The sequence below is a fragment of the Nocardia callitridis genome (genome assembly GCF_039543305.1).
GTDB classification, from domain to species: domain Bacteria; phylum Actinomycetota; class Actinomycetes; order Mycobacteriales; family Mycobacteriaceae; genus Nocardia; species Nocardia callitridis.
In genome coordinates this window covers 1-12,531 of sequence record NZ_BAABJM010000007.1, presented here as the reverse complement: position 1 = coordinate 12,531, position 12,531 = coordinate 1, and the positions used below count along the sequence as shown (strand labels likewise).

Below are 12,531 nucleotides of genomic sequence, written 5' to 3'. Positions count from 1 at the left end.
CGGAGCCGCGAACCCGCGGCGCCAGCCGCCAACAAACACAGCGAGGGGTTCCCAATCCCCGCGCATCAACCCCGTCCGACCGAAACACCGCACGGCCCACCCACTCGCGCGCGAACCGCCCTGGACCCGCAACCACTGGCCCAAGCACACAAACCAAAGATCACCAGGACCCACCGGCTGAATCCGGCCTGGTCCTGGTGATCTTGTCGACAGAATTACCGACTGCGGCGGCTCTTCTTACGCGGCGGAGGCAACAGCCCCTCGGCGCGCAACCGAGCCGCATGCTCGGCAAGCGATTCCACCAGTGGACCCACCTGTGCCAGTTCGGGTTGCACGTCGACGCGCAAACCGAATTCGATGGCGGTCTCGGCGGTCTTCGGGCCGATGCACGCGACGATGGTGCGGGTGTGCGGCTTGCCCGCGATACCGACCAGGTTGCGCACGGTGGAGGACGAGGTGAACAGGACGGCGTCGAAGCCACCGGTCTTGATCATCTCGCGGGTCTCCGCGGGCGGCGGCGACGCGCGCACCGTGCGGTAGGCGGTGACGTCGTCGATTTCCCAACCGCGATCACGCAGCCCCTCGGCCAGCGTCTCGGTGGCGATATCGGCGCGCGGCAACAACACTCGGTTCACCGGGTCGAAAACATCGTCGTAGGGCGGGAAGTCGGCGAGCAGACCCTCGGAGGACTGTTCTCCACTCGGCAACAGTTCGGGATTGATACCGAAGGAACGCACCCGCTCCGCGGTGGCCTCGCCGACACAGGCGATCTTTACCCCGGAGAAGGCCCGCGCGTCCAAGCCGAACTCGGCGAACTTCTCCCACACCGCGCGCACCGCGTTCGTCGAGGTGAACACCACCCACTGGTAGCGACCATCGACCAAACCCTTGACCGCGCGCTCCATCTGGGCGGGACTGCGCGGCGGCTCGACCGCGATCGTCGGTACCTCCATCGGGATAGCACCGTGGGTCACCAGCCGCTCGCTCATCTCACCGGCCTGGTCCTTGGTGCGCGGCACCAGCACGGTCCAGCCGTACAGCGCGCGCGACTCCCACCACGACATCTTCGTCCGCGACGACACCACCTTCCCGATGGTCACCACCAGCGGGCCGACCAACTCGGAGGCGGCATTGTTCAACGTGGCCAAGGTGGCCTCGATGGTCCGCTGCTGCCTGGTGGTGCCGCGCACGGTGACCGCGACCGGAGTCTGCGGTGCCAAACCGTGTTCGACCAGCGCACTCGCGGTTTCGGCCAGGTGCCCTGATGTCGCGTGCAAGACCAGCGGGCCGGGCGCCGCGGCCAGCGCGGCCCAGTCGACCTCGCCACGCACGTCGGTCTCGGTGTGCCCGGAACCGAGCGCGATACCCGCGTAGCTGGGCACGGCCGATCCGTTGGGCAGGCCGGGCAACACCTCGAACACGATGTGCGACCGCGTGATCGCGTTGACCTCCGCGATCACCGAATCGGTGGTCAACGGGTCACCAGCCACCACACGGACCACGTCGTGCCCGTTGCGTGCCTCGGCGATCAGGGTCTTCGCGACCTCGGCGGGTTCGCCGAGTGCCGGACGAACGTCGACCGCGCTCTCCCCCTCCGCGGTCGGCTCGACGGCGACACCGATGAGCGCGAGCACACCCTTGTCCACGTCGGGATCGGTGAACGCCAGTGTCGCCCTGCCGATCACCTCGCGGGCGCGCACCGTCAGCAACGCGGGGTCGCCTGGCCCGGAGCCGACGAAAAGGATGCGGCCGGGATTCTTCTTGGTGGCCCTGCTCATGCCTGCACCTCGACGGCGCTCTGCTCCGGCATGCCCGAGGGGGCGGTCGGTGTGACTCGCTCGCTGCGCTCGCTCATTGGCTGTTCTCCATTGGGCTGGGTTGGGTGAAGTCATCGGCGGGCGCGTTCACCGCCTGTGTACGGGAACCGGTCGCTTCCGGTTCGGTAGTGCCGGATCCGGGGTCTCTTCCGGATTCCTCGGTGTCGGTCGCGGTCACACTCAACAACTCTCGTGCGCCGAGTTCGAGCAGTTCACGCCCGAGCGCACGGCCGAGTGCGCCCGCATCTTCGGGCGCACCGACCACGCTCGCTTTGATCACATCGGACCCGTCGATCGCCGCCGCGCAACCGCGTAACGACAATTCGTCGAAGATCCGACCGTCGTCGTCCAAGGACTCGACCACCTCGGCGAGCGCACCGATCGGTGCGGTGCACCCACCTTGCAACTCGGCGAGCAGTCCCCGCTCGGCGGTGACCGACGCGTGTGTCGCCGGATCATCCAGCCCGGCGAGCAACTCGACGAGTTCGCTGTTGTCGCCGCGGCATTCGACCGCGAGCGCGCCCTGGGCGGGCGCGGGCAGCATCTGCACCGGATCGAGCGATTCGGTCACCGCGTCGAGCCGATCGATGCGGGCGAGTCCGGCGCGCGCCACGACGACCGCGTCCAACTCGCCTTCCGCGACCTTGCGCAACCTGGTTTCCAGGTTGCCGCGCAAGGCCACGATGTCCAAACCAAGGCCGAGCGCACGCAACTGGGCGATTCTGCGCGGAGCCGAGGTGCCGACTTTCGAGCCGGGGGGTAGTTCGCCGAGCACGAGTCCGTCGCGGGCGACCACCGCGTCGCGCGGGTCGGCGCGTACGGGTATCGCGGCCACGAGAAAGCGCGGATCCTGCTCGGTCGGTAAGTCTTTGTGTGAGTGCACCGCGATGTCGATGGCACCGGAGGCGAGTTCTTCGCGCAGTGCGGAAGTGAACACGCCGACGCCGATCTCGATGACGGGCTCGGCCGACACATCGCCGGGGGTCTCGACGACCACCAGTTCGGCGGCGCGCCCCGCGGCGACCACCGCATCCCGCACGGTGCCCGCCTGGGTGAGCGCCAGCAGACTGCCGCGGGTGCCGATACGCAACGGGGAGCGCTCGTCGGTATCGCGCGGTTGGTCGTGGTGCGCACCGTCCTGGTGCACGGCCGTCATGTCGGCTCCCCTGACTCGTCGTCGCGATGGCCGCTACGGGTGAAGTCGTCGGCCAGCGCGATCTCGCCGTCGGTGAGCTGAATGCTCGCGCGTTCGCGTCGGGCGCTGATCTCCATCGGCGCCGCGACCGCTTGTGCCGCACCGGGTTTCAATTCGAACAGTTCACGCAGTGCCTCGGCGTAGCTGTCGCCGCCCGGTGTCGAGGCAAGTTGCTTGACCCGCACCGTCGGCGCGTGCAGCAACTTGTCGACCACACGGCGCACGGTGCGACCCACCTCGTCGCGTTCCGGGTCGGCCAGGCTGGGCAGGCGCGAATCCAGCCGAAGCAGCTCGGCCTCGACGACCTCCGCTGCCCGCTGTCGCAAGGCCGCAACGGTCGGCGTGACTTCCGCCATCCGCTGTCCGGCAAGGTATTTCGCCAATTCCTCGGCGACGATGCCGCGGGCAGCAGTGGTGTCCGCCGCCGCGGCACCGGCCGCGGGGTCACGCTGCAAGGTCTCGATATCGATCACGGTCACACCGGGGAGCCCGGCGACCGCGTGCTCGACATCGCGCGGCAGGCCCAAGTCACAGAACACCAGCGGACGTTCGGCTCCCCCGCCGCGCTCACGCTCGGTGAGCGCACGGTGGGTATCGGCCAACGTCACCACCGAGCCGACCGCGCCGGTGCAAGTGACCGCGACGTCGGCGATGGCCATGGCCTCGGTGAGCTGGGACAGATCCATCGCCTCGGCCTCGACGCCGTGGGTTCGCGCCGTCTCGGCGAGGCGGCGCGCCCGCTCGATGGTCCGGTTCACCACGATGATGCGTTCCACACCCGCACGCGAAAGGTGCGCTACCGCAAGGCCACCCATCGCGCCGGCGCCGACGACGACGGCGGTGCGTCCGGTCAGCGGGCCGAGCACCTGCCTGGCGCGATCCAGTGCCACCGACACCACCGAGGCGCCCGCACGGTCGATCCCGGTTTCCGAGTGCACCCGCTTGCCCACGCGCAGCGCGTGCTGGGCCAATTCGTGCATGGTCCGGCCGACCGCCTGCTGTGCGTCGGCGGAGGCGTAGGCACCGCGGATCTGGCTGAGCACCTGCTGCTCACCGATCACCATCGAGTCAAGGCCGCTGGCGACCGCGAACAGGTGCTCGGCCGCCGCCTCGCTGTAGCGCACATAAGCGTGCTTGGTCAGATCGGGCATCGGCAGCCCGGAATGCTTGGTGAGCAGGTCACCGACCTCGGCGAGCCCACCGTGGAAGGCGTCGACGACCGCGTAGATCTCGACCCGGTTGCAGGTGGAGACGATCATCGCCTCGGACACGTGGCTGGAGGTCAGCATGTCTTCGATCAGCTTCGGGCGGTCGGTGTCGGTGATCGCCACCTTCTCCAGAACGGCGACGGGAGCGCTGCGATGCGAAATCCCGACCAGTAGAACGCTCATGGTGAAACCACCGATCCCTTGCTGCTCGGCTCCGAAAGTGCCGGGGCCGAATGCGTTGCCGACTGCGTTGTTGCCGAATGCTTGAGGGCAGGGTGCGCGGCGGAGGGGTGCGTCGCGGACGCTCGACGCGCGACTCGTCCCGACCCCGCACGCGAAACTTCGGGGCGCGCCGATGACGACTCTTCGACCGTCGCGTGGGTGTCCGCGTCGTGGGCTTGGGTGTCCACTGAGACTTCGGCGGACGCGTTCGCCGCTGCCGCCATGGCACCGACGCCGGACAGTTGCGCGGCCTCGCCGTTGCGCACGCGCTCGAACGACAGCATTTGCAGCTCGACAGCTAGATCGACCCTGCGCACCTCGACCGAGGTCGGTGCGACGAGTTCGCACGGCGCGAAACTCAGTATCGACTGCAACCCTGCCTCGACCAACAGGTCGCAGACATCCTGCGCCGCGTCGTCCGGGACGGTGATCACGGCGATGGTCGGCTCCAGAGTCGAGACCGCCGAAGACAAGTCGGCGACGTCGCGTACCTCGAACCCGGCGACCGAGAGCCCGACCGTGGCGGGGTCGTTGTCGAACATCGCGACGACGGAGAAGCCGCGTCGCTGGAATCCGCCGTAGCCGACCAGTGCGCGGCCGAGATTGCCCGCCCCGACCAAGACGACGCGGTGGCCCTGGGACAACCCGAGCACGTCCTCGATCCGCGCCCGCAACTTCGCGACGTCGTAGCCGACACCGCGAACTCCGTTGGGCCCGAGGAAAGAAAGATCCTTGCGCAACTTCGCCGAATTGACACCCGCCGCGACAGCCAGTTCCTCACTCGATACGATGGCAACACCGTCGTCGCCCAGCGTGGCGAGGACCCGGAGATAGGTGGCCAAACGGGCAACCGTGGCCTGGGGGATATCCTTCTGCAGAGCCCTGCCGGAGGCGCCGCCCGGCGCCTCATGCTGCTCTGTCACGTCGTCGGCTCCTCGTTCCGGCTCGATGGAACCGGCTCGTAGTTCGACCTCTGCTCCGGGACGCCTCCGGTGCGATGGCCGAAGGATCGGATGTCAGGGGCGGATCCGCAGCCTCGGCATGCGGGTCGCGTGTCACCACCGTAACCGCTTGTGAAGCCCTGCACAAAGTCGGTGAAATTGGCCTCATTTTCCGCTACGACCAGCGTTGCGAGGAAATACAGCCGAAAACCGACCGCGAAACACCGCCGATCAGCGGCTCAGGTCTGCGCGCAATCTCGGCTCGTCGACGTCGAAATAGCTGTGCTCGCGATCATTCAGCAACACCACGGGCAGCCGGTCGCCGTACTCCGCGCGCAGTGCGGGGTTGGTCGGCGCGACCTCGTCGACATCAACCGCCGCCGGCTCGATCCCGAAATCGGCGCAGATCACCCGCAGCTGATCCCACGCGGTCGCGCACATGCCGCAGCCGGATCTGGTCAACAAGATCACCGAAGGTGTGGTTTCGCTCATGTCGAAGATTGTGCCCGCGGTGCGCTATCACCCGCCTGCGTGCCGTCATTGTCCCCGCATCCGGTTAGTGTGGACGTGGTTCGCGCGACGGGCGGAGGTACTGGTGCCGGAACAACCGAAGGTGGCAAGAACCGGATTCATCGCGGGACGATTCGGCGAGTTTCCGGCGCGTTGGCACCTGGGCCCGCTCGGGCAGGGGTTACAGGATCAACTTGCTCGCATTTCGCGCAGCCCATTCGGGCCGAGCGAGGAAGAACTGCGCGCCAATGTCGCCGGTGAGGCGAGCGCCGATGCGGCATTGTCCTTGCATGATGCGGAACTCGCTGCCGCGCAACCCGATACCACCGGCCAAGAACCGCCGCGCGACCTCACCGCCGCCGCGTTCTTCGACGTCGACAACACCATGGTGCAGGGCGCATCGATCGTGCATTTCGCCAGGGGTTTGGCGGCGCGCAAGTATTTCAAAACCTCCGACCTGGTCGATGTCGCGTTCAAGCAGGTCAAATTCCGGGTCACCGGCAAGGAAAACAGCAGCGATATGGCCAGCGGCAAGGAAAAAGCGCTGTCCTTCATCGCGGGACGCTCCACCGCCGAATTGGCCGAGCTCGGCGAGGAGATCTACGACGAGATCATCGCCGACAAAATCTGGCCCGGCACAAGAGCATTGGCGCAGATGCACCTGGATGCCGGGCAACAGGTGTGGTTGGTCACCGCGACCCCGGTGGAACTGGCCCAGGTCATCGCCAAGCGGCTCGGGCTCACCGGCGCGCTCGGCACCGTCGCCGAGAGCGTCGACGGCAAGTTCACCGGCCGCCTGGTCGGCGACATTCTGCACGGGCTCGGCAAGGCGCACGCCGTGCGCACGCTGGCCATCCGTGAGGGGCTGAACCTGAAGCGGTGCACCGCCTACTCCGACAGCCACAACGATGTGCCCATGCTCTCGTTGGTAGGCACCGCGGTCGCGATCAACCCGGATTCCGATCTGCGTGAGGTCGCGAAGAACCGGAGCTGGGAGATTCGCGATTACCGCACCGGCCGTAAGGCGGCCAAGATCGGGGTGCCGACGGCGCTCGCACTCGGCGCCGCGGGTGGCGCCGTCGCGGCGGCGGTCACCCGTCATCGCGAGCACTGACCACCCATCGCGAAGTCCCGTCGTCCGGGCGAACGCCGGAAATCGGTGTGACCGAGGGGTATGCCACACGGGCCCGGCGCTCGCCGAGACGACGGGATCGAGCCGACCCGAGCCGACCCGAGCCGACCCGAGCCGACTCAGCCGGTGAAAGCGTTGCGCCGCTTGGTGAGCAAGCGGTACAGCGTCGACTGGATGTTCTCGCGCACCTGGTCGGTGACCTCGAACATCGTCATCGGATCGTCCGCGGCGTCCGGTTCATAGGCGGTCGTCGCGATGGGCGCGCCGAATTCGATGTGCCACTTCGAGGGCAATGGCACCGCGCCCAGCGGACCGAGATGCGGGAACAACGGCGTCACCGGGAAATACGGCAGACCGAGCAGCCTGGCTAGCGGCTTCAGATCGGCTAGCTTCGGGTAGATCTCCTCGGAGCCCACGATCGAGCACGGGATGATCGGCACGCCGGTGCGCACGGCCGCGGCGACGAACCCGCCCCTGCCGAAACGTTGCAGCTTGTAGCGATCGGCGTAGCTCTTCCCGACCCCCTTGAAGCCCTCGGGAAACACCCCGGTGAGCTCGCCGGAACGCAATAGCCGTTCGGCGTCCTCCGGGCAGGCCAGGGTATGCCCCGCCTTGCGCGCCAACACCCCGAGCACCGGCATCTCGAAGATCAGGTCGGCGGCGAGCAGGCGCAGCGCGCGCTGTTCTGGATGGTTGTCGTGGACGGCCAATTGCAGCATCAGGCCATCCAGCGGCACGGTGCCCGCGTGGTTGGCCACGATCAGCGCGCCGCCCGCACGCGGTACGTTCTCCACGCCGCTGACCTGCACGCGGAACCACAGCTCGGACATCGGCCGCAGCGCGGGCAAGATCACCGACTCGAGCAGGTGCTCATCGAAGCCGAACTCATCGACCTGGTAATCGCCCGCGACCCTGCGCCGCGCGAATTCCGCCGTCTTGCTGATCTGCTTGCCCAACCCCGCGCGCACCAGGTCCGACACCGACCGGTGCGACGGTTGCGGGGTCGCCAACCGCTCGGTGAGCGAGGCAACGGGACTCGGCGACGGTTGACCGACCGGAAACTCCGGCCTGCGCCGGGTGACCGGTCGCTGACGAGTCTCGGCCTGCAGGTCGTGCAGATTGATCACTTTCGCTACATCGTTCATTGGTGTGCTCCCGTACCGACCTTCAAGAGGCCGAGCAGTCTGTGTTCTGCGGCATCGATCCATGCGGGATCGATGACGGGCCGCAACGCTGCGCCCCCGATGAAGTCGTCGAACGCCTGCACCGTTGTCCAGCGCGGCACGAAACCGAGTTCGGCACGCATTCTGGTGGTGTCGAGGCCGCAGCCGAAGTGGAAATAGTCGAGCTGTTCCCCGGTGAATTCACGCATCACCGGCCCCATGAACGAGCGTCCTGCCGTGCGGAACAACGCGAACGGGACCGGCAGTTCGATCCTGCCCGTCCTGCGCACCGCTTGCGACAGCGTCAGCGCGCCGTCGCCCGCGATGTTGTAGGTACCACCGCCAGGGTGCGTCGCCGCGTGGGCGAGTGCGGCCACGGCGTCGTCTTCGTAGATCAACTGCATTCTGGCATTTCTGCCGAAAACAGTGGGTGTTACCGGTGAATGCAGATACTCGGCGCCGCGACTGGCCAACCGTGGACCGACAATCGGGGCGAAACGTAAAATCGACGCACCGATATCCGGACGGCGCCTGGCCAGCCCCCTGACGAAGCCTTCGATTTCGATCATGTCGCGCGCCAGCGCGCCACGTGGCGGCGTGCGCGCGCTCATTTCCTCGGTGAATTTCGCCGGATCCTTGGGGCTACCCCCGTAAACAGCCGACGAGGAACGCACAACGACCTTGCGCACCGACGGCGCCTTCTGGCAGACCGCGAACAACTGCATCGCGCCGAGGACGTTGAGGTCCTTCATCACCGCCCTGCCGCCGCCGGCGGGCGGGCGCGCCAGCACCGCGGCATGCACGACGGTGTCCACTTCATTACCGTTGATCACCTTGCGGATCAACGGATTTCGAATATCGGCGCGCACGAATTCGGCGCGACCCATGCGCCGACGCAAGTCGTGGCTCGGTGTCATCGTGTCGACCGCGAGAATGCGTTCGACACCGGAGTCCTTGGCAAGCTGCGCCACGACAGAACCACCGAAGAACCGGCTGGCTCCGGTCACCAGCACAACCTTCGGGGTGTGTCCTTCTCGCGCTTCAGAAACCACCGGCACCGCTTCCCACCTTGGCAGCCCTCATTTCATTTATTCCCCGGCCACCAGCCTAACCGCTCACTTCTGCGACGCCGAGAGTATTAACCAGGTTCTAACGATGACTTCAGTCACCGGCAACAACACTCTCAGGAAGCGCACAGATCGTGAGCACAGGAAGGGAAAAAGCCCGCCACCAACAAGGGTGACGGGCCTTCACAGCTAACGCGCGACGCAGGCTTACTTGCCGAGTTTGCGCCGCTGCACGCGTGTGCGGCGAAGCAGCTTGCGATGCTTCTTCTTCGACATGCGCTTGCGGCGCTTTTTGATCACAGAACCCATAGGGTTGTTCCTCGCGTTCTCTCTACTCGGCGCGCACGCCACTCACGTACGCGACGGCCGAAACCTGAATCGGCTTCGGCCCACCGCATCTGCCATCTAACGTCGTGGACCGCACGGCAAGCCGTACGACCCTGATGCCCGTTCCGCCGACTGCCACGGGGCACCCGCTGTGCGGTGCCATCGGCGGGCGAACACGAACCGAGGGTCCATCCTAGCGGCACCCTCGATCAGCGAAGAAACCGCCTCTCGCGGCCCTCAGCCAGCATCGAAATACGACGTTTCCAAATATTCGTGTACCGCCTTGGCGTGCACCCGGAACGACCGACCCACCCGCACCGCGGGTAGCTCACCGGAGTGCACCAACCGGTACACGGTCATTTTCGACACCCGCATCAAGCTCGCCACTTCGGCGACCGTGAGGAACTGGGTGCCACCTAGAACCGGTTGACCTTGAGACGCTGGTCCGCTTTGTGCTCTGGAACTCGTCCGACCGGTGGGGCCGGAGCCGCTCGAGCCTCCAGAGCTACTCGCAGACATCTTGTTTGAAGACATCATTGCACCATTGACCTCCGGCACGTCCGCGCCGCCGGCTTCCCCACCAGCGGAACAGACACGCACGTGCTTTTTGAAGTCTACCGGGACCAATGGGGTTATTGCGACGGGAGTGAGAAATCAGCTTTTCCGATCGGAAACCGACCGGTCATTCACTGGACGCGCCCTGTTCCACCGAGCGCCGCTTCGCCGCGTCCAGCGCCTCCATGAACATCGAGCGGACACCCGCGCGCTCCAACTCCCGCACCGCCGCCGCGGTCGTACCCGCCGGCGAGGTGACCGCCGCGCGCAGCTCGACGGCGCTCTGATCGGACCCCTCCAGCAACGCGGCCGAGCCGATCATGGTCTGCAGCACCAGGCTGGTCGCGACCTCCCGCGACAGGCCGAGAACGACACCGGCGTCCACCATCGCCTCGACGATCAGGAAGAAATAGGCGGGCCCCGAACCCGACACCGCCGTCACCGCGTCCATCTGCGATTCCGCGACGGTCACCACCTTGCCGACCGTGGCGAGCAGATCGGTGACCAACTCCAACTGCGGGGCACGCGCGTACCGACCGGGCGCGATCACGCTCATGCCCTGCCCCACCAGCATCGGAGTGTTCGGCATCACCCTGACCACGGGGAAACCGGCGGGCAGCTTGCCTTCCAGACGAGTCGTCGGCACGCCGGCGGCCAGCGACACCAGCACCTGGTCACGGTCCTCACCCAACTCGGCCTTGCCGAGTGCCGTCATCACCGAGTCGACGTCGGCGGGCTTGACCGCGATCACGACCAGATCCGCCCCGATCGCGGCATCGGTCACCGAATCGGTGACCCGCACGCCGAAGCGTTCGGCGAGCTGACCGGCTCGCTCGGACTGGGCCTCGACGACGACCAGGTCCTTCTGCGGGCGACCCGCTTCCAACAGACCCGCGATCAATGCCTCACCGATTCGACCGCCGCCGATCACCGCAATTCTCGTCATGCGGCCAAGGCTAGCCGCGCAATCCGACGGCTCGGCGCCGGGTCAGCGCCGCGGAATCAAGGCGAGCTGACGGCTCTGCGCGACCACGGCGCCGGTCGAGTCGAGCACGACGTGATCCTCATCGAACATCCTGCTGCCGATCTCGTGCGTGGTCGCGACGACCCGCAACCAACCGGGTGCCGGCGTGCGCCGCAGGTAGGTCGCCATCTGCACGGTCGGCGCCCACCCTGTGCTGCCGAGGTTGGCGGTGACCGGCGGGCAGATGTCGGCGGCCATCATCGCGAAGTACGCCGCCACCTCGGGGTCGGCCGCGTCTCCCGCGCGCGGACGGATCCACAATCGCATCCGCGGCGGACCCTGCTTGCCGTCGAGAAACACCGCCCACTCCCGGTCGAGAAAGATCTCGGCACCCTCGCCGACGTGCACGATGTGGCTCATCGTCGACCCCGGCTCGTAGCCGGCGGCATCGGCGGGTGGTTCGAGCGGCATGTCGTCGTAGGAGCGGGTGTACGCCGCCTCGGTGTCGTCCAGCTGACCGAAAGTGACCGCCGAACGCACCATCGTGCGCCCGTCCTGGACCAGTTCGGTGTCGACCAGGCAGATCTGGCGACCCGTCTTCTTGATCCGCACCCGATATTCGACCTCGCCGGGGTTAGGCGCGCCGAGAAAATCCGCGTCGGTGGAAATGGGTGCCATCCCCGCACCCAATTCGGGTTCGACGGCACGCAACCACGAGGTGGCCGCAGCGGCACTGGCGGCGACCATCGTCCCGCCGTGCACCTTCTTGCCGATCGTCCACACCCGATCGATGAGGCCGCTGTAGCGCCCGACTCCCTGCTCGATCTCCGGCAGTTCGGTCACCGCACACACACCACTGAACGGCGCGTCAACCCGCGCCGCAGCCGCCAACTCGCTCGTCATCGCCACTCCTGTCCTCGCAAACACTCGAGACCCGAGCCATGCCGACCCGACGCCCCACCACCACGCTCCCCCACAACCACCCGGCCATCGCAGTTCGTACAGCGTAGAACCCTCGCCCACCCTCCCCCACACGCCCCCAAGCAACCCGCCCCAAGATCACCGGAACACCAGCACCACCCTGACCGGCACAACACCCACACCACGGCGATCTCGTACGCACACCCCCGCACACCAACGACCCCCTCAACCAGCCCCTACCGGTATCCCGTTACCAGCCCCGACCGGTATCCCGTTGCACCACCACAATGCAGCGACAGCTCGATACCCACCTCTTGTCACGGCACGCCCCAAACCCCCGGTGAAACCCCACCACCCCAACAAAACCCAGCCACCCAACGAGCCGCCCAAACACCTGTTCCGAGCGCAGCGAGACCGGCACGGCAAGTTCGCGGCCGTCTCGCTGTTGAGTGCCCGTTTCGTAGGCGACGAAGGAGCAAGAAACGGGTACTCAACAGCGAGACTCAGGG

Annotated in this window: 12 protein-coding genes; 1 reads left to right on the top strand and 11 read right to left on the bottom strand. The window is 66.9% G+C overall.

From position 1 onward, the window contains the following. Positions 1–215 precede the first annotated feature (215 nt). The 5 genes from ABEA50_RS26360 to ABEA50_RS26340 all read right to left on the bottom strand — a co-directional run bounded on the left by ABEA50_RS26360 (position 216) and on the right by ABEA50_RS26340 (position 5,875). Positions 216–1,778 carry a bifunctional uroporphyrinogen-III C-methyltransferase/uroporphyrinogen-III synthase gene (locus tag ABEA50_RS26360; protein ID WP_345498811.1) on the bottom strand — a complete coding sequence of 521 codons (1,563 nt, stop codon included), beginning with the start codon at positions 1,776–1,778 and terminating at the stop codon, positions 216–218. A gap of 73 nt (positions 1,779–1,851) precedes the next feature. Then, positions 1,852–2,973, bottom strand: coding sequence for a hydroxymethylbilane synthase (hemC, locus tag ABEA50_RS26355; RefSeq protein WP_345498810.1), 1,122 nt, complete (start codon positions 2,971–2,973; stop codon positions 1,852–1,854). Then, positions 2,970–4,403, bottom strand: coding sequence for a glutamyl-tRNA reductase (locus tag ABEA50_RS26350; protein WP_345498809.1), 1,434 nt, complete (start codon positions 4,401–4,403; stop codon positions 2,970–2,972). The genes hemC and ABEA50_RS26350 overlap by 4 nt, the downstream gene beginning before the upstream one ends. Further along, entirely contained in the window at positions 4,400–5,365 is a 966-nt protein-coding gene (locus ABEA50_RS26345) for a redox-sensing transcriptional repressor Rex (RefSeq protein ID WP_345498807.1), read from the bottom strand. The genes ABEA50_RS26350 and ABEA50_RS26345 overlap by 4 nt, the downstream gene beginning before the upstream one ends. Before the next feature lie 249 nt (positions 5,366–5,614). Continuing rightward, positions 5,615–5,875: a glutaredoxin family protein gene (locus ABEA50_RS26340; RefSeq protein ID WP_345498805.1), complete on the bottom strand. Its 261-nt coding sequence runs from the start codon at positions 5,873–5,875 to the stop codon at positions 5,615–5,617. 178 nt (positions 5,876–6,053) lie between these two features. Between ABEA50_RS26340 and ABEA50_RS26335 the strand changes: the two genes are divergently transcribed. Then, positions 6,054–7,007, top strand: a complete 954-nt coding sequence (locus ABEA50_RS26335) for an HAD family hydrolase (protein ID WP_345499189.1) — start codon at positions 6,054–6,056, stop codon at positions 7,005–7,007. A gap of 137 nt (positions 7,008–7,144) precedes the next feature. Here the strand turns inward: ABEA50_RS26335 and ABEA50_RS26330 are convergent, their stop codons facing one another. The 6 genes from ABEA50_RS26330 to ABEA50_RS26305 form a co-directional block, all read right to left on the bottom strand. Then, on the bottom strand, positions 7,145–8,170 hold the full coding sequence (locus ABEA50_RS26330) for a lysophospholipid acyltransferase family protein (RefSeq protein ID WP_345498804.1): 1,026 nt from the start codon (positions 8,168–8,170) through the stop codon (positions 7,145–7,147). After that, positions 8,167–9,201: an NAD-dependent epimerase/dehydratase family protein gene (locus ABEA50_RS26325; RefSeq protein ID WP_345499187.1), complete on the bottom strand. Its 1,035-nt coding sequence runs from the start codon at positions 9,199–9,201 to the stop codon at positions 8,167–8,169. Before ABEA50_RS26325 ends, ABEA50_RS26330 begins: the two co-directional genes overlap by 4 nt. A 261-nt stretch (positions 9,202–9,462) precedes the next feature. Continuing rightward, on the bottom strand, positions 9,463–9,564 hold the full coding sequence (locus ABEA50_RS26320; RefSeq protein WP_003402602.1) for a 30S ribosomal protein bS22: 102 nt from the start codon (positions 9,562–9,564) through the stop codon (positions 9,463–9,465). 255 nt (positions 9,565–9,819) lie between these two features. Continuing rightward, entirely contained in the window at positions 9,820–10,101 is a 282-nt protein-coding gene (locus ABEA50_RS26315; RefSeq protein ID WP_345499185.1) for a helix-turn-helix domain-containing protein, read from the bottom strand. A 163-nt stretch (positions 10,102–10,264) separates the two neighbouring features. Then, a complete protein-coding gene (gene proC / locus ABEA50_RS26310) occupies positions 10,265–11,083 on the bottom strand; it encodes a pyrroline-5-carboxylate reductase (RefSeq protein ID WP_345498802.1) in 819 nt (272 codons plus the stop codon). Between the two features lie 42 nt (positions 11,084–11,125). Further along, complete coding sequence (locus tag ABEA50_RS26305; RefSeq protein WP_345498801.1) at positions 11,126–12,004, bottom strand: thioesterase family protein; 879 nt, start codon at positions 12,002–12,004, stop codon at positions 11,126–11,128. Positions 12,005–12,531: the final 527 nt, after the last annotated feature.